The 25,449-nt window shown below is 68.7% G+C and carries 23 protein-coding genes and 1 pseudogene; 2 read left to right on the top strand and 22 right to left on the bottom strand.

The features are described 5' to 3' along the window. The 8 genes and pseudogenes from RBT42_RS15125 to RBT42_RS15090 all read right to left on the bottom strand — a co-directional run. Window positions 1–1,029: HAMP domain-containing protein (locus tag RBT42_RS15125; RefSeq protein WP_320366596.1), on the bottom strand; the 1,029-nt coding region annotated here is incomplete at its 3' end. Further along, window positions 1,026–1,955 (bottom strand): phosphate/phosphite/phosphonate ABC transporter substrate-binding protein, encoded by a 930-nt coding sequence (locus RBT42_RS15120; protein WP_320366594.1) that lies wholly within the window; start codon window positions 1,953–1,955, stop codon window positions 1,026–1,028. The genes RBT42_RS15120 and RBT42_RS15125, both read right to left, overlap by 4 nt. Further along, window positions 1,952–3,172: pseudogene (locus tag RBT42_RS15115) on the bottom strand (patatin-like phospholipase family protein). The gene RBT42_RS15120 and the pseudogene RBT42_RS15115 overlap by 4 nt, the downstream one beginning before the upstream one ends. A 26-nt stretch (window positions 3,173–3,198) precedes the next feature. Beyond that, the gene (rocF, locus tag RBT42_RS15110) at window positions 3,199–4,137 is read right to left on the bottom strand and encodes an arginase (protein ID WP_320366592.1); all 939 of its coding nucleotides are present in this window, start codon (window positions 4,135–4,137) and stop codon (window positions 3,199–3,201) included. Between the two features lie 16 nt (window positions 4,138–4,153). Then, complete coding sequence (locus tag RBT42_RS15105; RefSeq protein ID WP_320366590.1) at window positions 4,154–5,062, bottom strand: TIGR00730 family Rossman fold protein; 909 nt, start codon at window positions 5,060–5,062, stop codon at window positions 4,154–4,156. Window positions 5,063–5,075: 13 nt separating this feature from the next. Further along, window positions 5,076–5,852 carry a HesA/MoeB/ThiF family protein gene (locus tag RBT42_RS15100; RefSeq protein WP_320366600.1) on the bottom strand — a complete coding sequence of 259 codons (777 nt, stop codon included), beginning with the start codon at window positions 5,850–5,852 and terminating at the stop codon, window positions 5,076–5,078. A gap of 32 nt (window positions 5,853–5,884) precedes the next feature. Further along, entirely contained in the window at window positions 5,885–7,327 is a 1,443-nt protein-coding gene (locus RBT42_RS15095; protein WP_320366588.1) for a S41 family peptidase, read from the bottom strand. A 184-nt stretch (window positions 7,328–7,511) separates the two neighbouring features. Continuing rightward, window positions 7,512–8,480 (bottom strand): MBL fold metallo-hydrolase, encoded by a 969-nt coding sequence (locus RBT42_RS15090; RefSeq protein WP_320366586.1) that lies wholly within the window; start codon window positions 8,478–8,480, stop codon window positions 7,512–7,514. Window positions 8,481–8,599: 119 nt separating this feature from the next. On the opposite strand from RBT42_RS15090, the gene RBT42_RS15085 reads away from it, so the two are divergent. Beyond that, complete coding sequence (locus tag RBT42_RS15085; protein WP_320366584.1) at window positions 8,600–11,365, top strand: CHASE domain-containing protein; 2,766 nt, start codon at window positions 8,600–8,602, stop codon at window positions 11,363–11,365. 28 nt (window positions 11,366–11,393) lie between these two features. On the opposite strand, the gene RBT42_RS15080 is transcribed toward RBT42_RS15085, so the two are convergent. Then, window positions 11,394–13,256: a nucleoside-diphosphate sugar epimerase/dehydratase gene (locus RBT42_RS15080; RefSeq protein WP_320366582.1), complete on the bottom strand. Its 1,863-nt coding sequence runs from the start codon at window positions 13,254–13,256 to the stop codon at window positions 11,394–11,396. A gap of 71 nt (window positions 13,257–13,327) precedes the next feature. On the opposite strand from RBT42_RS15080, the gene RBT42_RS15075 reads away from it, so the two are divergent. Further along, window positions 13,328–13,573 (top strand): DUF1653 domain-containing protein, encoded by a 246-nt coding sequence (locus tag RBT42_RS15075; protein WP_320366580.1) that lies wholly within the window; start codon window positions 13,328–13,330, stop codon window positions 13,571–13,573. A 24-nt stretch (window positions 13,574–13,597) separates the two neighbouring features. On the opposite strand, the gene RBT42_RS15070 is transcribed toward RBT42_RS15075, so the two are convergent. The 13 genes from RBT42_RS15070 to RBT42_RS15010 all read right to left on the bottom strand — a co-directional run. Continuing rightward, the gene (locus RBT42_RS15070) at window positions 13,598–13,933 is read right to left on the bottom strand and encodes a 2Fe-2S iron-sulfur cluster-binding protein (protein WP_320366578.1); all 336 of its coding nucleotides are present in this window, start codon (window positions 13,931–13,933) and stop codon (window positions 13,598–13,600) included. Then, entirely contained in the window at window positions 13,881–14,132 is a 252-nt protein-coding gene (locus RBT42_RS15065) for a hypothetical protein (protein ID WP_320366576.1), read from the bottom strand. The genes RBT42_RS15070 and RBT42_RS15065 overlap by 53 nt, the downstream gene beginning before the upstream one ends. Before the next feature lie 93 nt (window positions 14,133–14,225). Continuing rightward, a complete protein-coding gene (gene dinB / locus RBT42_RS15060) occupies window positions 14,226–15,389 on the bottom strand; it encodes a DNA polymerase IV (protein WP_413785908.1) in 1,164 nt (387 codons plus the stop codon). A gap of 38 nt (window positions 15,390–15,427) precedes the next feature. Next, complete coding sequence (locus RBT42_RS15055; RefSeq protein ID WP_320366574.1) at window positions 15,428–15,727, bottom strand: flagellar basal body protein; 300 nt, start codon at window positions 15,725–15,727, stop codon at window positions 15,428–15,430. A gap of 19 nt (window positions 15,728–15,746) precedes the next feature. Next, entirely contained in the window at window positions 15,747–19,526 is a 3,780-nt protein-coding gene (locus tag RBT42_RS15050) for a DUF748 domain-containing protein (RefSeq protein ID WP_320366572.1), read from the bottom strand. A 93-nt stretch (window positions 19,527–19,619) separates the two neighbouring features. Further along, on the bottom strand, window positions 19,620–20,447 hold the full coding sequence (locus RBT42_RS15045; RefSeq protein ID WP_320366570.1) for a 2-keto-4-pentenoate hydratase: 828 nt from the start codon (window positions 20,445–20,447) through the stop codon (window positions 19,620–19,622). A 41-nt stretch (window positions 20,448–20,488) separates the two neighbouring features. Then, a complete protein-coding gene (locus RBT42_RS15040) occupies window positions 20,489–21,478 on the bottom strand; it encodes a PA2778 family cysteine peptidase (protein WP_320366568.1) in 990 nt (329 codons plus the stop codon). 12 nt (window positions 21,479–21,490) lie between these two features. Further along, window positions 21,491–21,892 carry a PA2779 family protein gene (locus RBT42_RS15035; RefSeq protein ID WP_320366566.1) on the bottom strand — a complete coding sequence of 134 codons (402 nt, stop codon included), beginning with the start codon at window positions 21,890–21,892 and terminating at the stop codon, window positions 21,491–21,493. 107 nt (window positions 21,893–21,999) lie between these two features. After that, window positions 22,000–22,530: a methylated-DNA--[protein]-cysteine S-methyltransferase gene (locus tag RBT42_RS15030; RefSeq protein ID WP_320366564.1), complete on the bottom strand. Its 531-nt coding sequence runs from the start codon at window positions 22,528–22,530 to the stop codon at window positions 22,000–22,002. Between the two features lie 81 nt (window positions 22,531–22,611). Beyond that, window positions 22,612–22,833, bottom strand: coding sequence for a SlyX family protein (locus RBT42_RS15025; RefSeq protein WP_320366562.1), 222 nt, complete (start codon window positions 22,831–22,833; stop codon window positions 22,612–22,614). 19 nt (window positions 22,834–22,852) lie between these two features. Beyond that, window positions 22,853–23,635 (bottom strand): hypothetical protein, encoded by a 783-nt coding sequence (locus tag RBT42_RS15020; protein ID WP_320366560.1) that lies wholly within the window; start codon window positions 23,633–23,635, stop codon window positions 22,853–22,855. A gap of 16 nt (window positions 23,636–23,651) precedes the next feature. After that, the gene (locus RBT42_RS15015) at window positions 23,652–24,101 is read right to left on the bottom strand and encodes a thioesterase family protein (RefSeq protein ID WP_320366558.1); all 450 of its coding nucleotides are present in this window, start codon (window positions 24,099–24,101) and stop codon (window positions 23,652–23,654) included. Window positions 24,102–24,158: 57 nt separating this feature from the next. Then, on the bottom strand, window positions 24,159–25,449 hold a 1,291-nt coding region (locus RBT42_RS15010), incomplete at its 5' end, for an ABC transporter ATP-binding protein/permease (RefSeq protein WP_320366556.1).

Raw genomic sequence — 25,449 nt, 5'->3', positions numbered from 1 at the left:
CGCGTTGTTGAGCATGTAGGGATGAAGCCCCCCCGCATCGGCCACGCTCAGGGGATAGCCGTGGACGGTGCCGTCGCGCAGCACCTGTTCGCACAGCGCGCGTGCCCGCTCGGGCTCGGTGAAGCAGTCGGCAAAAGGGGTACCGATGAGCGCCGCACGTGTGCGACCGGAGACGCGCTCGGCCGCCTGGTTGAGGTCGGTGATGCGCCCGTCGGGCGTGACGACCACCAGGGGGTCGAGGTTGGCCTCGATCAGGTTGTGGCTGTAGGTCGAGGCCGCCTTCAGGGCCTGCGCGTGGTCGGCCAGGCTGCCGAGCATGCGGTTGAAACTCTCGGCCAGGGTGTCGATCTCGTCATGACGCTCGGACACCGTGGCCCGCACATCGAGCCGCCCCTCACCCACCTCTTCGGCCACCTGCACGAGGGCCTCCACCCGCCGCCCGAGGCGCTGCGCAATGTACAAGGCGGCCAGCAAGGCCAGCAGGGTCGAGCCGAACACGTACAAGGCCCCATGCACCCGCACCAGGCGCAGATCGGCCTGGATACGATCGCGCCCAAGCGCCACCCGTGCCCAGGCCACCGGTTTGTCACCTGCGCGCATGGCCACGGCCAGGTCGACACCCTGGTCGCTGTCGCTCAGGGTGAAGGTGGGCGCCGTCGAGGTCAGCAGCGACTGGCTGACAGGGTCGCTGAGAAACAGGCCGACCTTGCTGGGGTCGCTGTGCGCCATCACGCGACCGGCAGGCGAGATGACCATGACGTGCCGCACGCCGGGGTAGCGCTGGAAAGCATCGACCACCTCTTGCAGGCCGGCCACGTCGTTGGCCAGCACCCAGGAGCGCGAACTGACCGCCAGCGACTGGGCCAGCCCTGCCGCGGCGTGGCTGTTCTCGCGGGCGAAGTTGGCGCTTTGCTCGCGGACGTTGTGGATGACGAAGGCCGTGCTCAGCAGGCAAAAGCCCAGCACGAACACGCCGATGATCTGGTGCTTGAAGGAGGCGCGCCGCAAGGGGCGTACGGATGGGCTCATGGCGCGCGCTCCGCGGACAGGGGGCGCACGGTGCGCTCGAAGGTGGCGATGAAATCGCGGACCACGTCGTAGCGGGCATCGTCGGCGCGCTCGAAGCGTGTCAGCTCCATCGCGGCCAGCAGGGCGCGTCCTTGGGGCGTGGTGTGCAGTTCCGCGAGTTCCTGCGCCACGCGCTCGGCATGCGCCGCGGGGATGTCGTCGCGCACCATCACGCTGTTGTTGATCAGGGGCGCCGTCTCCCACTGCACGACCAGTTCGCGGGCCTGGTCCGGATGGGTCTTCTGGAAGGACTGCCAGGGTTGGGGCCAGGTGGCGGCGGCCGCGACCCGCCCCAGATAGACGTTCAGGATGCTGGACTCCTGGGAGCCCACGTAGAGGTTCTCGATGTCGCGGTTGACGTCGAGCCCCTGACTGCGCAGGAAGGCCTGGGGCAGCAAGGTCGCGGCCAGCGCCGTGGCAGCGGGATACGCCACCTTGCGCCCGCGCAGTTCACTGACCTGGGTGATGCCGGCATCGCGCCGCACGAGGAGGATGCCCCGGAACTGCGCGTCGTCGCCCATCTTGGCGATGACGTGGTAGCCGTGGTCCATCGCCTGGAGCGTCTGATAGGGGTTGGGCAAAGCAAAGGCCACCTGCCGCTGGGCGAGCTTGCGCTCGAACTCCTCGTAGTTGCGCGAGGCTTCCAGCGCGAAGGTGAGCGCCGGGATCCGGCGGTTGAGGTGCTCCACCAGCGGGCCATAGACTTCGAACAGCCGCGCCGGGTTGTGCAGGGGGTGGATGGCCAGCACGTACACCGGGGTCTCCACTTTGCCTTGACGGCTGTACTGGGGGGTGGGGTCGACCTCGGCAGGGCGCTCACCACAGGCGAGCAGGCTCAGGCTCAGCAGCACCATGCCCAGGATGCGCCAAAGGCGTGCCGCGCTCATGCCACGCCCTCCGAACGCTCGGCGCCCTCGCCCCAGCCGAAGAAGGCTCGCACCTCGTCGCGCTTGGCCAGGGCGTCGGTGAAGCCCAGGTGGATCAGCTCCCGGGTGAAGGAGGACTCAAACAGCAGGTAGCTGGCCAGGGCAGCGCCCCGGGCACGCTTGCCCTCGCCGTAGACGCCCACGGCACGCAGCATGGCGCGCACCGCCGGCGGCAGGGCCCACAGATGGCGGGCGGCGATGTCGTCGATGCGCTGGCTGGGCGCGATCACCAGGGCGTCGATGGGCCGCAAGCTGGTGTGCTGACGCTGCTCGGGCGTCATCAGGCTGAGCGTGTGGTTGATGCGCTGCATGCGCTCGATGTCCACCGTGAGCGAGTCCAGGAAGATGCTGGACATGGCGTGGCCGGCGATCTGGGCCAGGTTGGGGTACTCAACCACCTTCTCGCGCAGGTCGGGCGGCTCGTACAGGCGCCCCACCCCGATCACCAGGATGCGGTCAGCCCCCAGGTGGATAGCCGGCGAGATGGGCGCGGCCTGGCGCATCGAGCCATCGCCACAGTAATGCGGGCGGCCTTGCACCGACAGCTGGATGGCGGGGAAAACAAAGGGTATGGCCGAGGACGCCAGCAGGTGATCGATGCCAAGCGGCTCGCGCACGCTCAGGCGTTGCGAGCGCGCCTAGGGCGCGATGTGCTGGGCACTGTCGTAGAAGGTGACGTGCTCGCCGGTGGTGTAGCTCGACGCGGTGACGGCCACGGCCTCGAGGTGGCCGTCGGCCATCAACTGGGGCAGTCGGTCGACCTGGAAGAGCTGCGGCAAGAGCTCGCGCAAGGGGCTGTTGTCGAGCAGGGAGCGCGGGCGCATGCGGCGCCAACGCGCCAGGGCCCAGCCCAGCGAGAACAACGTGAGCCACTGCGCCCCGCTGCGGATCACGCCCAGCGAGTCGGCCCGGTAGACCTGCTCGGCGCGAAAGTCGCGCCAGACATCGACCATGGTACGCAGGGCCAGCTCGTAGTGGTCGGCCTGGCAGGCCAGCGCCAAGCCATTGAGCGCGCCGGCCGAGGTGCCGGCGATGATCTGGAAGGGGTTGCCGCGGCGGCGCTCGCCAGCATCGCGTCGGATGAGCTGCAAGCCCTGCAGCACCCCCACCTGGTAGGCCGCCCGCGCGCCACCACCACTCAGGATCAGGGCAGTCTTGCCACCGGGCCGGGGGCGCAGCGAGGCAGGGGCGAGATGGCTTGGACTCACGGGCGCGGACGCATCAGGGTGCTCTTGCCGAACAGGCTTTCGAGCAGATCGACCACGATGTCGGCGGTGCGGTTTTGCACATCGCGTGCCGGGTTGAGTTCGGCCACATCGAGCGAGCCGAGCCGCCCGGTGTCGGCCAGCATTTCCATGCACAGCTGCGCTTCACGGTAGGACGGCCCGCCCCGCACGGGGGTGCCCACGCCGGGTGCAATCTCGGGGTCGAGGAAGTCGACGTCGAAGCTGACGTGCAGGTGGGTGCGTTCACCCACGCCCATCAGGGCCTGCTCCATCACCTTGCGCATGCCGTGTTCGTCGAGGTGGCGCATGTCGAAGACGTCGAGCCCTTGGGCATGAACGAACTGACGCTCCAGCGGGTCGACGCTGCGCACACCGATCAGACGCAGTTGAGACGCTTGCAGGGCGGGCCCAAGCTGCGGCGCGGCGGTAAGCTGCCGAAGGGCCTCGGGGCCGTGGCCACACAGCACGGCCAGCGGCATGCCATGCAGGTTGCCGCTGGGAGTGATGTCACAGGTGTTGAAGTCGGCATGGGCGTCCAGCCAGATGACCCGCAGGTCGAGGCCGTTGGCCCGGCAATGCGCCGCCACGGCGCTGATGGAGCCGATCGCCAGGCTGTGATCGCCACCCATGAGCAGCGGCACCGCACCAGTGCGCAGCGCCTCGCTGACCTCATGGCAGGCCGCGCGGTTCCACTGCACGCACTCGGGCAGATGGCGGTAGCCCTGGCGGGCAGGCTGTTCCGGATTGGGCGGACCCTGGAGGTTGCCGCCGTCGACCACGTCCAAGCCCAGGCGCGTGAGCGCCGGCAGCAGGCCGGCCACTCGCAGGGCCTCTGGGGCCATGGAAGCGCCGCGCATGCTGGCCCCGATGTCGGTGGGCGCCCCGATGAGGCGCACACGCACGGGAGGGGTGGGCATCACGGCGCTCATGGACTCACCAGCCGCTGGGGCTTTCGGCGCGCTCTGGCTGCCCCAGGCCGTAGACCTGTTGCAAGGTCTCCCAGGCCTCGTCGGCCGTTTCGACAAAGCGGAACAGGTCGAGGTCTTCGGGGCTGATCATGCCGGTGTCCACCAGGTGCTCGAAGTTGATCAGCTTGGTCCAGAACTCGCGCCCGAACAGCAGCACCGGGCGCTTTCGGCACTTGCCGGTCTGGATCAGCGTGAGGGTTTCAAACAGCTCGTCGAGCGTGCCAAAGCCACCTGGGAAGCACACCAGCGCGATCGAGCGCATCAGGAAGTGCATCTTGCGCAGCGCAAAGTAGTGGAACTGGAAGCACAGGCGCGGCGTGATGTAGGGGTTGGGCTCCTGCTCGTGGGGCAGCACGATGTTGAGCCCCAGGCTCTTGCCGCCCACCTCGAAGGCGCCGCGGTTGCCGGCTTCCATGACACCCGGGCCCCCGCCGGTAACGACGTAGATGGGCGTGGCGAGCCGTGCGGAATGCTCGGTCACCAAGCTGGAAAAGGCCCGCGCTTCTTCGTAGAAACGGGCCATGTCGACGTGGCGGCGGGCGGTGCGCACAGCGTGCTCGCGGGCCGGGCCGCTGGGCAACTCTTGGGCTTCCTGCAGCTTGAGCTGGGCCTGCTCGGCCGGCAGGATGCGGGCGCTGCCGAACACGACGATGGTGGACTCGATGTTCTCCTCGCGCTGCACCATCTCGGGCTTGAGCAGCTCGAGCTGCATGCGCACCGGGCGCAGATCCGGGTGCAGCAGGAAGTCGTTGTCGGTGAAGGCCAGCTCGTAGCTGCTGTCGTCACCCGCGTACAGGGACGGGCGGCGCGCACTGCGGGCATCCTGGTCAGCCGTCGGAAAGTTGCGTTCGAGCAGTTCTTTGGGGTTGTTCATGTCAGGCATCGGTTCAGGTGGCGGGGCCGCACACCGGGCAGTTCGGCGAGCGGTGGGCGCGCAGGGTGGTCCAGGACCAGTCGCGGCCGTCGAGCAGCAGCAGGCGGCCTGCCAATGACTGGTGGTGGCCCGGCACACCCGGCTCGTGCAGGCCGGCCAGCAGCTTGATGGCCTCCCCCGCCTGCATCACGCCCATCATGCCGACCACCGGGGCAAACACGCCCAGCAAGGCGCAGCGGGTTTCTTCGGGCGGCGCATCGGGCGGGAACAGGCAGGCGTAACAGGGCGAGGTGGGCACACGCGGGTCGAACACGCTGATCTGGCCGTCAAAGCGCACGGCCGAGGCCGACACCAGCGGCACGCCATGGGTGCGGCAAGCGCGGTTGATGGTCTGGCGAATGGCAAAGCGGTCGGTGCAGTCGAGCACGACATCGGCCTGCGGCACCCAGGTGTCGAGCAGGGCTGCGTCGGCCGCTTCGGCGATGGCGTGCACCTGCACGCCGGGGTTGAGCTCGGCGATGGCCAGTTCGGCCGACAGCACCTTGGGCTGACCGATGCGCGCCGTGGTGTGGGCGATCTGGCGCTGCAGGTTGGTGAGATCGACCGTATCAGGGTCGACCACGGTGATGCGCCCCACCCCGCAAGAGGCCAGGTACATCAGAGCGGGAGCCCCCAGACCACCGGCCCCGATGACCAGGGCGTGCGCGTTCAACAAGCGCTCTTGCGCGCCTTCCGACCACTCGTCGAGCAGCAGATGGCGGCTGTAGCGGAGTTGTTGGTCGTCGTCCAAAAGCATCGTGCCGTGGGGCTGACTCCGTGGCGTCACTGCGCCTTGGTGTCTTCGGGCTTGCGCTCGGTCAGGGTCTTGGACACCACCACGGGCTTGCCCTTGAGTTGGTTGAGGGCCTGCTGCAGCGGGAAGTCTTCGGCCGAGCCGAACTCGGGCAGCGGCTTGGGCGGCTCGTTGTTCTTGCCACGGGCCTCTTCCAGCTTCTTGAGGGCTTCCTCACGGGCCTTTTCACGGGCCTCGTCTTTTTCTTCCTTGCCCTGGCCGTTACCGATGTGCTTTTCCAGGTCGGCTTCGCGCACGCGCAGGGCCGAGTAGAGATTGCCGTCGGCGGACTCATCGACCATCACGTCGGGCACGATGCCCGTGGCCTGGATGGAGCGGCCACTGGGGGTGTAGTAGCGGGCCGTGGTGATCTTGAGGGCCGTGTCGGCGGTGAGTTGGCGCACGGTCTGCACCGAGCCCTTGCCAAAGGTCTGCGCGCCCAGGATGGTGGCGCGCTTGTGGTCTTGCAGCGCACCGGCCACGATCTCGGAAGCCGAGGCCGAGCCTTCGTTGACCAGCACCACCAGCGGCACCTTCTTGAGGGCGGCAGGCAGCTTGGCCAGCGGGTCGGCGCCAAAGCGACGGGTGTAGTCCTCGACGCGGGCCTTGAAAGTCTGCTTGGACTCGGGCAACTGGCCGTTGGTCGAGACCACGGTCACGTCGGGCGGCAAGAAGGCGGCCGAGATGGCGATGGCGCCTTCGAGCAGGCCACCGGGGTCGTTGCGCAGGTCGAGCACCAGGCCCTTGAGCTTGGGGTCATCCTTGTAGAGCGCGGCGACCTTGGTGGCGAAGTCTTCGACCGTGCGGTCCTGGAACTGGCTGACGCGCACCCAGCCATAGCCCGGCTCGACGATCTTGGCGCGCACGCTCTGCACGCGGATCTCCTCGCGCACGATGGTGACGGGGAAGCTGCGGTTTTCGTTCTTGCGGAAGATCGTGAGCACGACCTTGGTGCTGGGCTCGCCGCGCATGCGCTTGACGGCCTGGTCCATGGTCAAGCCCTTGACGAAGGTGTCGTCGATCTTGGTGATGAGGTCGCCCGTTTTGAGGCCCGCACGGAAGGCGGGTGAACCTTCGATGGGGGAGACGATCTTGACGAGGCCGTCTTCCATGCCGATTTCGATGCCGACGCCGACGAACTTGCCGGTCGTGCCCTCGCGGAATTCCTTGAACGAGGCCTTGTCGAAATACACCGAGTGCGGGTCGAGCCCGGCCACCATGCCGCCAATGGCGTCGCTGATGAGCTTTTTCTCGTCGGTGGGCTCGACGTAGTCGGTCTTGACCATGCCGAAGACGGCAGCGAGCTGCTGCATTTCTTCCAAAGGCAGGGGCGCCATGGCGCTGCGTGCGGTGGCCCCGAACTGCATGGTGGTCAGGCCGCCTGCCAGCGCTCCCAGCGCAACCCAGCCTGCAATTTTGAATTTGGAAGTCATGGCGTGTGTGTGCCTATTCGAACCCGCGATGCAAGCCTGTCACCCAGCCTGCTGATTGATCTTCCAGTATAGGACGGAGGGCGCCCTCGCACAGGGGAATAAGGCGGAAAGATGGGCCCACTTGGCCCATCCAGCGCATTTCCCGCCGTTTAACGCCACAAGTTGGCGCCCCCCCCGGCTGTGATCAAGGCTGGGTGGGGGTGAAATCGACCGGCACCCAGCTGTAGCGGCCCTTGCCTTCGGCGCGCACCTGACCGATGCCAGGGAAGGGCAAATGGGCGCCGGCCACGGGCAAGGCGTCCCTGGCGGTCCAGCCCAGCACCTTCATGCGAGTGGCCAGGGCCTGGGCGGGCACGCTGTCGAATTCGATGGTGACCTGGGGCTTGGGGAACTGCACCGCGGCGTTGTGCACGATGTCGCCCCAGATGAGCAGCTGTTGGCCTTCGGACTGGAACAGGTAGCTGGTGTGGCCGGGGGTGTGACCGTGGGTCTGCACCGGACGCACGCCCGGCAGGATCTCGTCCGTACCGGCGAAGGTGCGCAGACGGTCGGCTTGGGCGTAAGGCGCCACCGAGTTCTGCGCGGCCTGGAAGAAGCCCTGGGCGGCCGCGGGGGCCTTGGCCATCACGGCCGGGTTGAGCCAGTGGTCGGCATCCACCTTGGAGACGTACACCTGGGCATTCGGGAAGGCCATCTGGCCGTCGGCGGTGCGCAGGCCGCCCACGTGGTCACCGTGCAGGTGGGTCAGCAAGACGGCATCGACCTGTTCAGGCCGGTAGCCCGCCGCCTTCAGGTTGGCGTGCACCTGGCCCAGACTGGGGCCGAAGAGCTGGGCCGCGCCAGCGTCGACCAGCACCAACTGCTTGCCGGTGTTGACCAGGAAGGCGATCACGGCCGTGGGCGTGGGCGAGCCGCGGAAGGAGCGGGCCAGCAGCTGCGAGATCTCCTTGGGTGTGGCGTTTTTCAGCAGCTTGCTGTCGAGCTGGATGCGGCCGTCGTACAACGCGGTGACCTCGAACTGTCCCACCATGTGGCGCTGGTAACCCGGCACCTGGGTGCGCACCTGAGGGGCTTCGGCGTGGGCGGCGGGCACGGCGCCCAGGGTCAACAGGCTGAGTGTCAGGACAGGCAAGAGGCGTGACAGACGGTTCATGGACAGGCTCCAGGAAAGGGAAGGCGAAATAGTCAGTCTAGCCCCCTCCCCCTTGAAGGGGGTCGCGCAGGGCGAAAGCCCGATGCCGCGACACGGGCACCGATGCTAATGTTATGGGCATGTCCTCCCCCCCAAGCTCGCTCTGGCCTCGCCTGATCCTCACCTGGCTGATCTACACGGTCACGGGTGTCGCCTGCGTGTCCTTTGCCGCCGCGAACGACTTCGTTTCGCCGCTGTACCTGGCGGCGGGCCTGGGGCTGGCTTGCGTGCTGGGCTGGGGGGCGCGCATGCTGTGGGCCGTGGGCCTGGGGGGCGCCTCGGTGTCGGTGTTCTACCAGACGGTCGCGGCCCCCTCCACCCCGCTGCCGTTGATGCTCGCGCTCGCCGTGTTGGTGGGCCTGGGCGCCGGTCTGCAGGCCTGGGCGGCGCAGGCCTTGACCCGTGAGCGCGATGGCCAGGAACTGAGCCTGGAAAATCCCGGACAGATCTTGCGCTTTCTACTGCTGGCCGGCCCCTTGGCCTGCCTGGTGTCGGCCGGCGTGGCCACCGCCGCGACGGTCTTGGTGGGCGACCTGCCTACCGAGCAGGTGCTGCGGTTTGCCTTCAATTGGTGGGCAGGTGACACCCTGGGGGTGCTGGTTGGGGTACCCATGCTGCTGCCCCTGGTCGGACAACCGGCCGCACTGTGGCGCCCGCGCCGCCGGGTGGTCAGCATCCCGCTGCTGGTCACGTCCGTCTTGCTGACCCTGGCCGTGCGCCAGCTCAATGCCTGGCACCAGGAGCGCCAGCACGCGGTCTTCCTGCAGTCGGTCGAGGCCACCACCAGCGCGGTCCAGTTGCGCCTCCATGGCTACCTGCACGCGGTAGAAGCCCTCAACGGCCTGATGGACGCCTCCGAAGAGGTGTCGCGTGCCGAGTTCCACCGGGCCACGCGCTACTGGCTGGGGGCGCTCGACAGCGTGCAGGCCCTGGGGTGGGAAGAGCGGGTGGCCATCGCCGACCTGCCCGCGTTCGAAGCCGCCCAGCGCGCGGAAGGCCTGCCTGGCTACCGGGTCTATGACGGGGTGGAGCGCCGCCCGCCGCAGGGTGAAGAGGTGCTGGCCCTGCGTTTCATCGAGCCTCAAAGCCAGAACCTGCGCGCCCTGGGCTTCAACGTCCTGTCCCGCCCGGAAACCCGCGACACCTACGCGCGCGCCCGCGACACCGACACGCTGCAGGCCACGCAAGGCTTCCAGCTGATCCAGGAAACGGGCATGCAGCAGGGCGTCGTGATCTACCGCCCGGTGTACAACGGCGAGCCGCAGACGGTGGCCGAGCGCCGCCAGACCGTGCGGGGCGCCCTGTTCCTGACCTTGCGCATGGACGACGCCCTGGCCTCCATCCTGCGGGACATGCCAGCGCACCTGGCGGCCTGCCTGTATGAAAGCCACCCCCTCGGCCAGCGCCTGCTGGGCGGCACCCCCGCCTGCGTGCACCTCGATGCGCGCCATCCGCCGCGCCACCTGCAGCAGGTACCGGTGGCCTTTGCGGGCCAGACCTGGACGCTGGCGGTGTGGGCGCGCGGCCCCATCCCCATGGCAGGCGATGGCGCCACCTTCTGGCTGCTGGCGGTGGTGGGCGCCTTGTTGGCCACGGCCCTGGGCACGTTGCTGCTGGTGATGACGGGCCACGCTCGCAGCCTGCAAGACGCCATGGAAGAGGCCCGCCGCCAGCACGCCGTGGCCGAGCAAGCCAACCGGGCCAAGTCGGATTTCCTGTCGCGCATGAGCCATGAGCTGCGCACGCCGCTCAACGCGGTGCTGGGCTTTGCCCAGGTGATGGAGCTGGACACGTCGGCGCCGCTGCCGCCTTCACAGCGGCGCCGCGTGCAACAGATCCAGCAGGCGGGCTGGCACCTGCTGGACATGATCGACGATGTGCTGGACATCTCGCGCCTGGACAGCGGCAACATGCGCCTGAACTGCGCGCCGATGCCGGTGAGCGATGCCCTGGAGGCCGCGCTCAGCCTGGTGCAGGACAAAGCCCAGAAACAGGGCATCACCTTGCAGGGGCCCGGCCCCGTACCTGCGGACTGGGGGGTGCACGCCGATGCGACGCGCTTGCGCCAGATCCTCACCAACCTCTTGAGCAACGCGATCAAGTACAACCGCCCGCACGGCAGCGTGACGGTGAGCGTGAGCCGTCAGGTCGACAGCGCCCAGCAGGCCACACTGCGCGTGGCCGTGTCGGACACGGGCCTGGGCATGAGCCCTGCCCAACAAGCCCAGCTGTTCCAACCCTTCAATCGCCTGGGGCGCGAACACAGCCAGACCGAGGGCACAGGCATTGGCCTGGTCATCAGCCGCCACCTGGCCGAACTGATGCACGGCACCCTGGAAGTGGCCAGCCAAGCCGACGTGGGCAGCACCTTCACGCTGGTGCTGCCGGCGGTGCCCCTGGCCTCACCCGCCAGCGAAGCGCCGTCCTCCCTGCCGCCCTCCGACACGGTGGCCACCGTCCCGGGGCCCCGTCATGTGCTCTACGTCGAAGACAACCCGACCAACAGCGAGCTGCTGCGCGAGGGCCTGCGTTCGCGCCAGGACCTGAGTGTGTCGGTGGCGGCCACGGCCGAAGAGGCCCTGGACTGGCTGCACAACCCGGCACGCGGTCCACGCCCGGATCTGATCTTGCTCGATCTGCATCTGCCCGACGCCTCGGGCATGGAGGTGCTCAGGCTGCTCAAGGCCAACCCTGACACGGCAGGCATCCCGGTCATCATGGTGTCGGCCGACGCCATGCCCGAGCAGATGCAGGCGGCCCTGGATGCCGGTGCACACAGCTACCAGACCAAGCCCCTGCACCTGCCCACGCTGCTGCAGGTGATCGGCGCGCTCTTGCACCCCTGAACGGTGCGCGCGTCGGCGGGCGGAAGGTTCAGCGCGGCGCGTACTCAGGCACCAGCTCGTGCAGCCGGCTGCGCAGCACGGCCGGCGTCGCGGCCGACTCGTCCACGGTCAAGGCCATCAAGCGCGCCAGCCAGTCTGGCGGCAGCTCGCCGCGCAGTTGCGCCAGGCGCAGACGCGGGTGCGGCGTGGGCAAGGTGGTGTCGGCATCGGCCAGCAGTTCTTCGTAGAGCTTTTCACCCGGGCGCAGGCCGCTGAAAACGATGGGGATCTCGGCCTCGGTGTGACCGCTCAGGCGGATCAGCTCGCGCGCCAGGTCGGCGATCTTCACCGACTGGCCCATGTCCATCACGAACACCTGACCGGATTCGGCCAGCGCCGCGGCCTGCAGCACGAGCTGGGCGGCCTCGGGGATGGTCATGAAGTAGCGCGTGATCTCCGGGTGGGTGACGGTGACCGGTCCGCCCTTGGCGATCTGTTCCTTGAACTTGGGGATGACGCTGCCGCTCGAGCCCAGCACATTGCCAAAGCGCACCGCCATGAAACGGGTGCCGGTGCCCTGCCCAGCCCAGTGCGAGATGACCATTTCGGCGGCGCGCTTGGTGGCGCCCATCACATTGGTGGGGTTGACGGCCTTGTCGGTGGAGATCAGCACGAAGCGCTGCACGCCCGCCTCGGCGGCCGCCTGGGCCGCCAGGTAGGTACCCAGGGTGTTGTTGCGCAGCGCGGTCCAGGCGTTGTCGTCCTCCATCAGCGGCACGTGCTTGTAAGCCGCCGCGTGGAAAACCAGATCGGGCTGGTGCGTGCCCATGGCCCGGCGCAGCGCGCCCAGGTCCTTGACGTCGCCCACCAGGCGCACCAGCGGCAGGTGCGGGAAGCGCTCGCCCAAATCCTGCTCGACCTGGTAAAGCGCGAACTCGCTGAGCTCGAACAGGATGATGCGGCTGGGGCCGAAGCGGGCAATCTGGCGGCACAGCTCGGCGCCGATCGAGCCGCCGGCGCCGGTCACCATCACGGCACGGCCGCTGATCAAGCTGGAGACGGCCAGCTCATCGAGCTTGACGGGCTCGCGGCCCAACACGTCTTCGGGCTGGATGTCGCGCACGCGGTCGATGCGGGAGCCGCCCTCGCGCAACTCGTCGGCCGAGGGCACGGTGACCACGGGCAGGCCGGTGGCCGCGGCCAGTGTCAGCACGCGCTTGCGCTGCTCTTGCGTGGCCGCCGGCATGGCCAGAATCAGGTGAGACACGTCGGCCAGATTGGCCCGGTCGGCCAGCAAGTCGAGACCGCCCCACACGGTGACCCCGGCGATGCTGCTGCCGTGTTTGCGGGGGTCATCATCGAGCAGACCGACCACGGTCCAGCTGCGGTGCTGGATGCCAGCAATGAGCAGCTTGGCCGCAGCACCGGCGCCCAGCACCAGGGCGCGCTGGCCGTTGGTCTGTGCGCCCGTGCGCCGGGCCCGCGAGGCCTCGCTGAGCATGCGCACGGTCATGCGCGCCAGCGACAGGCTGATCAGGGTGAAGACCGGGTGCAGGGCCAGCACGGCACGGGGCACCTCGGTGAGCTGCGCCATCAGGATGACGACGGCGCACGCCAGACCGGCGCCCAGGCACACCCAGGCCAGGCGCGTGATGTCGTGAAAGCTGGTGTAACGCCAGCTGGCGCGGGGCACGCGCAACGCCCAGGAGGCCGCGCTGTAGACCGCGATGACGCCCAGCAGCACGGCCCAGTCATAGCTGGGGCGCTCGTGCAGCCAGCGCTCCATCCCCATGCGGAACAGGTAGGTGAAATGCCAGGCCAGCAGGATGAGGAAGGCATCGGCCAGCATGACCACGCCCTGACGGCGGGGGCGCAGTTGATCCAGAACGCGGTTCAGGGAGTGCCAGAGCATGATGGGGCGCGCGGGAGGGCAAAAAAGAAGCGGCAACCCGCCATTGTGCCTCTGCGCACGACAATGCGGGGATGAGCGACCCGCACGACCTCCCTCCCCTGCCGACCCTGCCCACGGGCGAATACGAACACTACAAGCGCCTGCGCTACCGCGTGCTGGGCGTGGTGCGACACAGCGAAACGCTGGAGCCGCTGGTGCTGTACCAGCCGCTGTATGGCGAGCAAGCGCTCTGGGTGCGTCCCTATGCGATGTTCGTGGAAGAGGTGGAGGTGGACGGCGTGCACCGCCCGCGCTTTGCCTTGGTGCAGCCTGACTGAGGCCCGCGCCGACGTCGGCCCTGATCAGGGGCGGCGCATCACGAGGTCGCTGGTGGCCTCGGCCACGCAGGGCAGGATGCAGCCCCACTCTTTCTCTTCGGGCGTGAGCCCCGGCCAGTCGATGCGGTAGCGCACGCTGCCGGCTTCCAGTTGGGCCAGGCAGCTGCGGCAGCTGCCATTGCGACAGGAGCGTGGCCAGTCCACGCCTGCGGCCAAGGCTGCCTCCAGCACCGTCTGCCCCGGCGCCTGGGTGAAGCTGTGCCCCTCAGCGGGCACGGTGATGCGGCAGCCCACAGGCAGATCCCGCTCAGGGCTGGGGCGCGGCCTCGCCGCTTTCCACGAGCGGGGCTTCGTCCGCATCGCCTTCCTCATCGTCTGTGCCCGCGACGGCTTTCACGCCGGCAGCGGTCACGTCCACGGCCGTGCCCACCACGGTGGCCCCGACGCTGACGGTGGTGGCCACTACCGTGACGGCGGCATCGGCCACGGCCAAGACAGAGCAGCCGGACAGGCAGGCCTGCAGCGACAAGAGGGACAGGATCAGGGCCAGACGGCGCATGGCGACTCCACAGACATCGAGGGACACAGGACAACAGACAACGGGAGGTGGCCCCGCCGGGGCGCCATTGTCGCCGCGAACCGGGGCGCGCGCTCAGACCTCGTCAAACAGCGGCAGGCTGTAGGGGGCGTCGGGCTCGACGGCCGTGGACTGGCCATCGCCGGGCACCAGCGACTCCATCTTCACGCCCAGCAGACGCAGGCGCTGGTTCAGCGGCACGGTCTTGAGGCAGCGCCCTGCCCACAGGCGGATGGTGGCGGCATCGCGGGTGGGCTGCGGCAGCGTCAGGCTGCGGGTGACGATCTTGAAGTCGTCGTAGCGCAGCTTGATGCCCACGGTGCGCCCCGCATAGTTCTTGCGTACCAGGTCGCTGGCGAGCTGTTCGCACAGGCGCGTGAAGATGGGGCTGAGCTGGGCGCGGTCTTCTCGGGGGTGCAGGTCGCGCTCGAAAGTGGTTTCGCGGCTGATGGACTTGGGCTCGCGCCAGGTGACCACCGGGCGGTCATCACGGCCATGGGCGGCCTCGTGCAACCAGCTGCCGTAGTGGCTGCCAAAGGCGCTGACCAGTTCGTGCGCCGGCGTGGCGGCCAGCTCGCCAATCGTGCGGATGCCCAGGGTCGCCAGGCGCTCGGTCGCCTTGGGGCCGATGCCGTTGATGCGACTGACCGGCAAGGGCCAGATGCGGCTGGGCACATCTTCGTGCATCAGCACCGTGAGGCCATCGGGCTTGTCTAGGTCGGAGCTGATCTTGGACAGCAGCTTGTTGGGCGTGACCCCGATCGAGCAGCTCAGGCCGGTGGCCTCGCGCACCGCGGCCTTGATGCGCTGGGCCAGAGCGCGCACGCCACCCAGCGGGTCGCTGTCCACCGTGTCCTGCGCGCCGGGCACCTCGGTGAGGTCCAGGTAGATCTCGTCGATGCCCCGGTCCTCCATCACCGGTGCGATGGCCGTGACCGCCGCCTTGAACAGGCGCGAGTGGTGGCGGTAGGCCTCGAAATCCATCGGCAGCAGGATGGCATCGGGGGCCAGCGCCGCCGCCTTCATCAGCCCCATGCCCGAGTGCACACCGAGCGCGCGTGCCGGATAGGTGGCGGTGGTGATGACGCCGCGGCCCGCGTAGTCGCGCAGGCGAGCGAAGTCGTCAAGCGACTGGGGCGCGGTGGCCGAGGGGTTGCGTCGTGACCCGCCGATGACGACGGGCAGGCCCTGGAGTTGCGGGTAACGTAGCAACTCAACGGACGCGTAGAACGCGTCCATGTCGAGGTGGGCGATGAGACGGCGGGGCGCGGTCGTGTTCAGGCCTCGATGTCGAGCAGGCTGCCCATCATCTGCTGGTCGGCCTGGATGCTGCGCAGGTTGGCGCGGTAGGTGTAGGTGGCCATCTTCTGCTCGACCAGGTCCTTGGCCAGCTCCGGCCCGATCTCCTGAGCCTGGGCCAGGGAGGTGCTGACGCCGCCCGATTCCTGGCTCTGCTGGTTGACCACCTGGCGCTGGAAGCGCTCGGTCTGGACGTTGGCGATGTTGTGCGCGGCCACGTCCATGCGGGTCGTGGCCGCCTGGGCGCCCGACAAACCGATGGCTGAAATGGAACTCATGGTGGCCTCCGTGACACGATCACTTCAGGTCAAACTGTACCCGAGAGCTGGGGCCCTTGTCATCCGGCAAGCCGCTGGTGCCGACCTTGGAAGCCGTCAACAACACACGCTCGGGCGGGATTTTGCTGGACAGATAGGCCTTGACCGCATCGCCCCGGTGGTCAGCCAGGCTCTTGAGGGCGGCGTCGTTGACCGGCGCCGCCGCCTGCAGCAAGGCCTCCATCTCGGCGGGAGGCAGGGTCTTGGCCAGGCCCACGAGGTTGCGCGGCTTCTTGATGTCGGCGGCCTTGTAGGCGGCGGTCAGCCACTGCGCTTTTTCTTCTGGCGAAATGCTCACCTCGGCCACGGGCTGTTTCTGGGCCTTGGCTTTCGCCACCCGCATCAGGCGGTCCACATGGGCAGCGCGCAGGCCGGGCACGTCCACCGCCGGGTCGGCACGGCCAGTGGCCTCCAGCTTGAGGGCCGGGCGGTCGTCGAGCTTGCTGGCCAGCGTGTCCAGGCGCGAGCGGGCCGCCTCGCTGAGTTCGGCAGAACCGGGCGCAAAGGGCACGAAGCCCAGCTCGTCGCCCCCGCCCGAGAGCAGCGAGAACGGCGCCATCACCGCCTTGGTGATGAGGTTGACGATGACGCGCCAGATGATGCCGCCCACCGAGAACTGCGGATCGTCGAGCGAGCCGGAGATGGGCAGGTTGATGTCGATCTCGCCATGGCGGTTCTTGAGCAGCGAGACAGCGAACAGCACCGGCAGCTTGGTGGCGTCAGGGCTGTCGACCTTGTCGCCGAAGGTGAGCTGATCGAGGAAGATCTGGTTCTGGGCTTCGAGCTTGCCGCCGTCGATCTTGTAGTGCACGGTCATCGACAGCGAGCCCTTTTCGATCGCATAACCCGCATAGCGCGCCGCGTACGGCGTCAGGCGGGTCAGCTCGATGCCCTTGGCGCTGCCCTGGATGTCGGTGAACAGGCGTGGCCCCAGGGGGTGCAGCTGGCCGGTGATCTTGAGCGGCGCGCCGTCGTCCACCGCTCCAGACACGTCCACCGTGGCCGGCTCGGGCTTGTCGGACGCCACCGCCGAAATGGTGCCCTCGATGCGCGTGAGGTCGGCCGAGTAATTGGGCTTGATGTAGTTGTCGGTGAAGTCGACACGACCCTTGCTGAGCTTGATGCCCTGCCAGCGCAGCTTCATGGGGACGGCGTTGGCAGCTGCCGGTGCGGCAGCGACGGCGGATGCGGCGGACGCTGGCGCCGAGGGGGCCTCAGCACGCTGCGGGGCCGAAGCCGCCGACTCGGGCGTGGTGAGGGACGCAGGCTGGGCGCCGACCTCGCGGCTGGCAATGCGGGCGAGGTTGAGCTGCCCGTCGGGGTTGATGATGACGCGGCCGTAGAACTCGTTGAGCGCGATGCGGCCCAGGTTGGCGTTGACCTGGCCGTTGGCCCAGGCCAGATCGGTGCCGTCGAGCGACAGGCTGCGCCAGCTGACGAAAGCAGCCTCGTTGACGCGGTCCTGCAGGCGCAGGTCGCTCAGGCCAACGCGCCCCTGGTAGCGCACGCTCAGACCGCGACGGGCGTCGTCGTGCACCTGCACGCGACCGGCCGCCTGGGCGCGGGCGCGGGCGATGCGGATGTTGAGGTGCGGATCCAGGTAGGACTGCAGCACGCGCAGGTCCACCGCGGCCAGCCCGACCTGGCCCTGCACGGACAGGGGCTGCGGCCGCACCTCGCCCTGGAAATTCACCTGGCCCTGGCCTTGGGCCTGGGTGCGCAGGTCGACCTTCAGGGGTTGACGCAGATCGGTGGAGGCGTTGGCCACACTCAATTCGGTGCGCTGCAAGGACAGCCGCGCTGCTGGGCTGACGCTCTGATCGGTGAGCTGCACACGACAGTCTTGGCAACGCAACAGCTTGACGGTGACCGGCGGCAGCTCCGCCTCCGTTGACTGGGTCGACGTGCGGCGCGCGGCGGCCGGCGCCGCGCGCGACGGCGCCATGCCCAGCCATTGGCCCTGGCGGCCGCGGGTCACCTGGGCATCCAGGCCACTGAGCGTCACCGCCTCCAGACTCAAACGACGCAGGCCGGGCTGGGCCGTGGCCAGCGACAGGTGGGCATCCGCTCCTTCCACCGCCAGCTCTCCCAGCTTGATCTGATCACGTACACCCGTGGCGGTGGCCTGGGTCTGCACGCCACTCAGACGCAGGGAGCCACCGCTGAGGTGAACGCCCGGGCCAGCCAACTCCGGCGAGGTCGCGGCCGGATCGGCCTGCAGCCGGGCACTGAGCTGCGCCTGCAGCGACAAAGCCCCTTGCTGCACTGTCAACGGCAGACTCAAGGATTGAGCCAGCGGCGCCAGCCAGGGTTGCACAGCCGCCTGGTCCAGCGCCAGCTTGGCCTCGACCTGCTGGCGTGCCAGCTGGGCCTGGCCGCTGGCCCGCAAGGTCATGCCGTGCTGGTCGGCGACATCCAGCTGCCAGGTGGCAGCCGGGGCCTTCGCGCCAGCATCCAGACCTTTGACGTCGAGCACAACGCGGTCCAACCGTGGCCAAGGGGCAGCGTCGGTGGTTTGCACGTCGATGGCCTGGGCCGCGAGGTGCACGGCGCCGACCGACCACTGCCAGGGCGTAGCGGGCGTCACGGTGGGGGCCTTGGCCGCGCCTGAGGCCGCCGATGCGACCGACGCAGGCGACGATCCAGGCGTCACCGGCTCACGCGAGACGGCAGCGGCCACCGGAGGGGTCGTGCGCGCTGCCGATGGGGTCCCCCCTGCCGCCAGCGGACGGGCCTTCAGGTGCAGCCCATCCAGCGCCACCCGGTCCACACGCACCTGGCGTTCCAGCGGCAGGGCGTCCAACCCGTCCACCTTCAGCAACTGCCAGCCGGTCTCCACCTGCCCCAAGCCCGGTGCCTGCGGCAGTCCCAGGCCCAGCTTGCTGAGCTGCAGGCCGCCGGTGACGCGCAACATCGGCAAGGCAGGTGCCGGGCGTTGCTCGAACCGCACGGTCAGGGCCGTATCGAGTTGCCCCTGCTGCGGCGTGATCTTCACGCCGGGCGGCAGGAAGGGCTGGGCGGCCGTCAACCAGTGCGCCACATCCACCGACTGCCAGGCCAGCTGCACCTCGGATCGGTGTCCTTCCTGGAAGGGCAGCGTCTTGCCTTCGACCTTCAAGGGGCTGCCGTCGATGCGCGCCTGCAGGCGCGGCTGCACATCCACCGCGATGTCGCTGGGCAGTGTGGAGACGAAGGGCACCCCCACCTGCAACTGATCGACGCGGTGCTCCTGCTTCAGGACACGGTCGGTGTAGCGCAGCAGGCCGTCGCGCACCTCGATGTTGAAAACGGCGAAGCGGGTCGGCTCGCTGTCGGGCTGGGGCGGCGGTGAGTTGGCCATCAGGCGGGCCATCACCGGGCTGATGTTGAACTGGTCGGCGCTCTGGCGCTCCAGCCAGAACATGGGCTCGGTCAAATGCACGCGGCGGATGACCGGCGCCAGGTGGCGCACCGAGGCCAGCGAGAGCTGGGTCTGCGCCTGCTTCAAGGTGAACCAGGGGGCAGCCTGCGGCCCCACGGCCACGCCATCGACCTCGACGGCCAAGGTCCAGGGCTGGATGCGCACCGCAGCGATGCGCACCGGGGTGCCGAGGGCTTCGGTGGCCGCGGCTTCGATGCGGGGCCGCGCCCAGTCGGGCAACCACACGCCCACCACCCCGGTCCACGCAGCGGCCACGGCCACCACCCCCGCGAGGGGTTTGACCCAGGCACGCCAACGGGCTGCAGGCGCCACGGGAGAAGCAGATTCAGGACGGGTCATGGGTCAGCGCACACCAGATCAGACAGATATCGGGATGGTACCGCCGACACCTGGGCTGCGCACGCTCCCGCGCCCCGCAGCCCGCTCATGTCTTCAACCGCGCGGTCGGTCCTGAAAACGCAGCACAACTTCGCCCAGGGGCGCAAAGCGCACGCGCAGCCGCGGGCCCACCGGCACCCAGGGCGCGCCGGCATACGAGCCGGTGATGACCACCTGCCCAGCCTGCAGACCCTGCCCCTGCTGACGCAGAAACTCGGCCAACCAGCACAAGGGCGCCAGCGGCTCGCCCGCGGGATGCACGCCGTGTTGGGACAGCAGGGGCTGCCCGTCGGCGTGCACCTCGATGTCCAGCGTCTGCGCCGCACACCCTTGGGCGAGGTCCACCGCCGGACCCAGCCACAGGCCCTGATTGACCAGGCCGTCGGCCAGTCGATCGGCAAACTGCAAGGGCACGCTGTCGTCGTAGCGGTTGTCGATGAGCTCCAGCGCCAGGTGGACCGAAGCCACCGCGGCCCTCACCTCGTCGACGCCATAGGGCTGCGCGCGCGGGGGTAGCGCATGCCCGAGCACGAAGGCCAGCTCGGGCTCGACCTTCACCTGCCCTTGCTGTGTCCACACCGGACAGGCGCTGGGCGACGCCCCCAGCGCATCGGCCCGGGACAGGGTGCTCGCATACAGCGGGGCCAGCACCCAGGTGTCGGCACCGGGCAGGCCGCATTTCCAGCCCACCACCTGCTCGCCCGTCCGCTGCGCCAGCTCCTGGGTCACGGCGTTTTGCACCGCCCAGGCATCGTGCAGGGTCAGGGGCCGACACGCCGCTGGCAGCGCCGCACCCACCTGGCCGCTCAGGCGGCGTGAGGTCAGGGTGTGGGCGGCCGCCGAGATGGCATCGGGGGTCAAGGTCAGTTCAGGCGTGTGCATGAGGCGCATCATAGACACCTGCCCCCAACACGCAGAGAGCGTCAGGGACGCAGGGCGCCGCCCTCGCCCGCCGCCCGGAGCACATCACGCTGCACGGCCTCGGCGGCATCGCGCCAGGTGGGCTCGCGCTGTGCGCAACGCACGGCGGCTTCGGCAGCAGTGCGCGCCCCGGGCAGGTCACGACGCTCCAGCCGCAGCCGTGCCAGGTTGTGCCAGGCCGGCGCGCTGTCGTGGCGCTGCGCGACTTGGGCATAAGCGGCTTCGGCCTCGGCCAGCGCGCCCGAGGCATACAGCGCATTGCCCAGACCCAGGCCCAGCACCAGCGAGTCGGGCCAGCGCTGCAGCGCCGTGCGGTAGGCCCGCGCCGCCAGCGGCGCCGGCGCCACACGCTCGAACGCCACGCGGGCCTCGGTGACGGCGGCCTCGTCGGCCTGCGCAGGCAGGCGGTCCGGCGGCAACACGACAAACGCCCACTGGCTGGAGCGCGCCCAGGTGTGTTCGAAGGTGCTCATCAGCATCACCTCGCGCTTCACGGTGCCCGAGCGCAAGAGAATCTGACCAGCAGGCAGGTCGTAACCCACCACCACGGCGTAATGCCACAAAGGCTGGATGGACAGGCCCAGATTGAGCAACACCACCGGCGCCTGCCCGGCCGCCACCTCGCGCAGCAGCGAGATCAGGTCAGGCCGGAGGCGGGTAGCGATCTGCCCATGCCGGCGCGGGGCGGCCAGCATCTCGATTTGCAGGCTGCCCTCGCGGGCCGGCACGAACACGGCCGTGCCCAGCATCTCCGGGGCGATCGACACGCCCACGGCACCCAGGGCGGTGGCCAGCGCGGCCGGGCCGCACTGGTTGACCTCTTGCGGAAAGAACGGCACCTGCGCCCATTCCACCCGCGGGGGCAGATCAGGCGGCGGCTGGTGCAACAAGGACCGGGTCTGCGAAGCCGTCAGGCTGGCGCAGCCCCCCAGCACCGTCACCGCCCCGAGCGCCCCAGCGCCCGCCAGCCAGCGACGGCGTCCGGGTCGCATGTGGCTCACGCCTCAGCGGATGGAGCGCGTGAAGGGGAAGACCTTGGTGAAGCCGAGGATGTCGGTGACCAGCAGCACCAGGAAGATGAACACGATGGTGCCCAGCACGCCGCTGGCACCGGCCGGGGCGTGTTCCAGTTGGTCGGCCAGGGCCACGACTTCCTGATCAGACAAGGAAGCAATGCGGGCGCGGGCGGCGTCCATGTCCACGCCCTTGGCAACCAGAGCCTCGGTCACGTCGGCGCGGTTCAAGGTGGCGAGCACCTGGGCACGGCGCGATTCCACCTGCACGAGGTCGGTGCTGGCGGCCACCGACCCGGTGGCGATCATGCCGGCATGGGCGGCTTGCAGGCCGGCGGTGTGGGACAGGGCGGCAGCCACGATCCAGGCAACCAGTTTCTTCTTCGAAGTCATGATGGGTCTTCCTCAGGAAATGCACGAGGCGGTGCGGCGATCTTAGAGCAGGCTATGACCCGCGTCTGCCGCGATCTGTGAGGAGATGTGTGCAAGCCAGAGTGCAGTCAAGACCGGGCTTCGCGGGCCAACAAGGCCTGTTTACGTGCCGGCCCCCAGCGGTAGCCTGAGGGGCTGCCGTCGCGCCGCACCACGCGGTGACACGGGATCAGCACGGCCAGCACATTGGCCGCGCAGGCACTGGCCACGGCCCGCACCGCACGGGGCCGACCGACCTGCTGCGCCAGCTCGCTGTACGTCACAGTCTGGCCTGAAGGGATCTGCCTCAGGGCGGCCCACACCGTTTGCTGGAATGCGGTGCCGCCCATATCCAGCGGCAAGCTCATCGCATGAGCCTGTTTGGCGCGCATACCCTCCAGCTCGGCCTGCACCGCGCTCACCCAGGGGTGAGGGGTCTCATCGTGCTGCAACACCCGATCCGGGAAGCCCTGGCGCAACTCGGCCAGCACGGCGGCATCGTCATCGCCCAGCAAGACGGCACACACCCCCTGTGCAGACCAGGCCACCAGCGCGCGCCCCAGGCCCACAGCGCCAATCTGCCAATGCAGGACGGGTTGATCAAGGGGGGAACGGGCCATGATGAAAGCTCCCAGGTGGTTCGGACCCTGCGGGCGCGCCACCACGCAGGCATGCCGCGTGGGCCAGGCGAACGGGCTCGCTCAGTAATGCGGTGGCAGCTCGTCGCGCAGACTGCGAAAGGACGGGGTGCCGCCGCCATCGTCCTGCTGATGGCGCAAAGCGCTCACCTCTTTGACCAGCAGGTCGATGTGTTGTTGCTGGCGGGCGACCAGGGTGTTGAGGTTGTCGAGCAGGTCCTCCATGAACCCGATCTTGATCTCGAGGTCGATGAAGCGCTGTTCGGTATCGGGGGATGAAGACATGACGCTATTGGACACGAAGTCAGCGCGCCGTCAAGCCGTTCAGCACCGCCTGCAGCGGCGCCGATGTCACGCCCACCGGCGCCAGAAAGGGGTTACCCTGGATGAGCACGATGGCCGCCGTAGGCGCGGCCCCGAAGGCGAACAGCACGACCGCCGCCAACAAGGCACGAGGTCGCTCAATGTGCACCACGGCCACCGACAACAAGGTGAGCAAGCCCAGGAAGGCCATGCCCAACCACTTCAGCGGGTTCACATGGGTCTGGCTCAAGGTCACCCGCTGGTCCCGCTCATCGCGCATAGTGACAATCTGATCGAGCAGGAGGGTCTGGACGTTGGCACCCAGCGCCTCCCGCACCCCGGCGCTCGCGATCAAGGTCAGCAAGGCATCGGCCCGGTCCGCCACGGCGGGGTTTGCGGTGCGCTGCGCCAGCCAGCCCCACTCGTCCACGCTCGCCTGAGCGTACTGGGCCAGGGCGCCGCGCACCTGGCTGGCCAGTGGCGCCGGCACGTTCTGGCTGAGTGCCAGGGTGGTGCGCATCGCATCGGCCTCGCGGTACACCGCCCGGATCGCCCGGTCGTGCGCACTCCAGGTGTCGTTGGCCAGAAAAGCCAGCGTCAGGCCAAACAGCACGCCCAGGATGTTGATGAAGGGGGGCGCCACCCCCTGCCATGACAAGAGCCAGCCCGCACAGCGTGGGTGGTGCGCCAGGCGATACACCCCGCTGACTGCGGCGAACGTGCCCACCACGGCCAGCAGCGCGTAACCATAATGGTCATACGCGAGCCAGAGCGAGGCCGACATCGGGCGAACCGCAGACTCAGTCGACGGTCAATTCAGGCGCCTGCGCCAGCAGGCTCTGCATGAAGCCTTCGGGACGCGGCACCACTTTCTTGTGCACCTTGTCGACGAAGACGATGCCGCTCTTGCCGCGCGCCACCTCGCGCCCGGAAGACACTTCGGTCAGGCAGAACGCCAGGTCGAAGCCGTACTTGTTGAAGTCCACAGGCACCATGTCGACCCGGATGACCTCGCCGTAGAAGCCTTCCGACTTGTACTGCGCCAGCATGTCGCCCACCACGATCGAGACGCCCTCGACGTCGAACTCGGTGTAGCCCAGCCAGCGGAAGAAGCGCGCGCGCCCTTCCGAGACCAGGGTCAGCAACTGGGCGTTGTCGAGGTGGCCGGCCTGGTTGACGTGGCTGACGTAGATCTGCACCTCCGTGGTGAAGATGAAGTGATCCGGCAGTTCATATTGGACACGGGCCATGACAGTACACAGTGAGGGAAACGAAAACGGCGCCCGACATCGTAGCAGGCAGGCGCTTCAGCCGGGCGCGCCAGGCCGCCCGGCATCGGCCGGATACAGGCGCCAGCCGCCCTCCCCGGTCAGCTCCAGCACCTGTCGGTGAAAAGCCCCCACAGCCTCATGGTGGCTGACGCTGATGGGGGTGATCGACAGGCCGTCCAGCTGCCCGTAGAGCCGGGCCTCGTTGGCCCCGTCCAGCGCGCTGGTGGCCTCGTCCAGCAAGAGGTAGCGCGGCTTGGCCAGCAGCGCTCGGGCAAAGGCCAGGCGCTGTTGCTCCCCGGCCGAGAGCACCTTGCCCCAGTCCAGCTCGGCCTGCAGGCCCCCGAAGCGCTGTGCCAGATCGGGCAGGTTCACGGCCCGCAGCCATTCAAGCAACTCCGCGTCGGAGATGTCGCGCTCGGTGTGCGGGTAGAGCAGCTGGGTGCGCAGGTCGCCCAGCGGCAGGTAGGGGTACTGGGGCAAGAAGAGCATGTCGGGCCCGGCCGGTCGCCGCACCTGGCCGGCCCCGGTGTGCCACAGGCCCGCCATCACGCGCAGCAGCGAGCTTTTGCCCGAGCCGCTGGCCCCCGTGATCATCAGACCCTGCCCCGGCGGCACGCTCAGCGACAGGTCACGCAGCAGCAGGTGCTCGTTGTGGGGCGTGTACACCGTCAGGTTCTCCAGGGACAGGTGCGGGTCGGCGACCGTGGCGATGCGGCCCAGCGCCCCCGTGGGCTCCTGATGCGCGTCAGTGGCCTGGCGGTCCAGCGTGTCAGAAAAGGCATGCAGGCGGTCGATGCCGGCCGAGAAGCGGCTCAGCCCTTCGAAGTGCTCGACGATGACCGTCAGGGCGCTGAGGATGGCGGTGAAGGCGCCGGTGGCCTGGATGGCACGTCCCACCTCCAGCTCACCCGAGAGCACCTGCCCGGAGATGATCACCACCGGCAGCACGATGGTGAGAAAGCTGTGCGCGTACTGGAAGGTGTTGAGGCGCAGCTGCCAGGACAGCACCTGGCGGTAGTTGGCAAACAGCGCGCCGAACACCCGCATCAGCGCCGACATCTCGCGCGCCTCGCCGTTGTGAAAGGCGATGGGCTCGGCGTGTTCACGCACGCGCACTAGGTTGAAGCGGAAGTCGGCTTCGCGCTGCAGTTGCTTGAAGTTCAGCCCGATCAGCCGGCGCCCGAACACGCTGGCCGTGAACACGGTGGTCACCAGCGCATAGCCGAGCAGGAAGTACACGAGGCCCTGCGAAATCGTCCATAGCACCCCGGCAAAGGCCACGAGCTGGATCACCGAAGACAGCACGAACATCGAGAAGTACAGGGAC

It is taken from the genome of Aquabacterium sp. (assembly GCF_034003525.1).
Classification (GTDB): domain Bacteria; phylum Pseudomonadota; class Gammaproteobacteria; order Burkholderiales; family Burkholderiaceae_C; genus Aquabacterium.
The sequence above is the reverse complement of the archived record's forward strand: the minus strand, read 5'-3'. Positions and strand labels throughout refer to the sequence as shown.

What these genes read in the sequence shown, in the direction of transcription:
- RBT42_RS15105 (WP_320366590.1), bottom strand. Translation starts at nt 5,062, where the DNA reads ATGAACAACCCCAAAGAACTGCTCGAACGCAACTTTCCGACGGCTGAC.
- RBT42_RS15120 (WP_320366594.1), bottom strand. Translation starts at nt 1,955, where the DNA reads ATGAGCGCGGCACGCCTTTGGCGCATCCTGGGCATGGTGCTGCTGAGC.
- RBT42_RS15080 (WP_320366582.1), bottom strand. Translation starts at nt 13,256, where the DNA reads ATGCTCTGGCACTCCCTGAACCGCGTTCTGGATCAACTGCGCCCCCGC.
- dinB (WP_413785908.1), bottom strand. Translation starts at nt 15,389, where the DNA reads ATGGACGCGTTCTACGCGTCCGTTGAGTTGCTACGTTACCCGCAACTC.
- RBT42_RS15025 (WP_320366562.1), bottom strand. Translation starts at nt 22,833, where the DNA reads ATGTCTTCATCCCCCGATACCGAACAGCGCTTCATCGACCTCGAGATC.
- RBT42_RS15055 (WP_320366574.1), bottom strand. Translation starts at nt 15,727, where the DNA reads ATGAGTTCCATTTCAGCCATCGGTTTGTCGGGCGCCCAGGCGGCCACG.
- RBT42_RS15045 (WP_320366570.1), bottom strand. Translation starts at nt 20,447, where the DNA reads ATGCACACGCCTGAACTGACCTTGACCCCCGATGCCATCTCGGCGGCC.
- RBT42_RS15035 (WP_320366566.1), bottom strand. Translation starts at nt 21,892, where the DNA reads ATGACTTCGAAGAAGAAACTGGTTGCCTGGATCGTGGCTGCCGCCCTG.
- RBT42_RS15015 (WP_320366558.1), bottom strand. Translation starts at nt 24,101, where the DNA reads ATGGCCCGTGTCCAATATGAACTGCCGGATCACTTCATCTTCACCACG.
- RBT42_RS15050 (WP_320366572.1), bottom strand. Translation starts at nt 19,526, where the DNA reads ATGACCCGTCCTGAATCTGCTTCTCCCGTGGCGCCTGCAGCCCGTTGG.
- rocF (WP_320366592.1), bottom strand. Translation starts at nt 4,137, where the DNA reads ATGCCCACCCCTCCCGTGCGTGTGCGCCTCATCGGGGCGCCCACCGAC.
- RBT42_RS15020 (WP_320366560.1), bottom strand. Translation starts at nt 23,635, where the DNA reads ATGTCGGCCTCGCTCTGGCTCGCGTATGACCATTATGGTTACGCGCTG.
- RBT42_RS15075 (WP_320366580.1), top strand. Translation starts at nt 13,328, where the DNA reads ATGAGCGACCCGCACGACCTCCCTCCCCTGCCGACCCTGCCCACGGGC.
- RBT42_RS15065 (WP_320366576.1), bottom strand. Translation starts at nt 14,132, where the DNA reads ATGCGCCGTCTGGCCCTGATCCTGTCCCTCTTGTCGCTGCAGGCCTGC.
- RBT42_RS15030 (WP_320366564.1), bottom strand. Translation starts at nt 22,530, where the DNA reads ATGGCCCGTTCCCCCCTTGATCAACCCGTCCTGCATTGGCAGATTGGC.
- RBT42_RS15070 (WP_320366578.1), bottom strand. Translation starts at nt 13,933, where the DNA reads ATGCGGACGAAGCCCCGCTCGTGGAAAGCGGCGAGGCCGCGCCCCAGC.
- RBT42_RS15090 (WP_320366586.1), bottom strand. Translation starts at nt 8,480, where the DNA reads ATGAACCGTCTGTCACGCCTCTTGCCTGTCCTGACACTCAGCCTGTTG.
- RBT42_RS15095 (WP_320366588.1), bottom strand. Translation starts at nt 7,327, where the DNA reads ATGACTTCCAAATTCAAAATTGCAGGCTGGGTTGCGCTGGGAGCGCTG.
- RBT42_RS15040 (WP_320366568.1), bottom strand. Translation starts at nt 21,478, where the DNA reads ATGCGACCCGGACGCCGTCGCTGGCTGGCGGGCGCTGGGGCGCTCGGG.
- RBT42_RS15085 (WP_320366584.1), top strand. Translation starts at nt 8,600, where the DNA reads ATGTCCTCCCCCCCAAGCTCGCTCTGGCCTCGCCTGATCCTCACCTGG.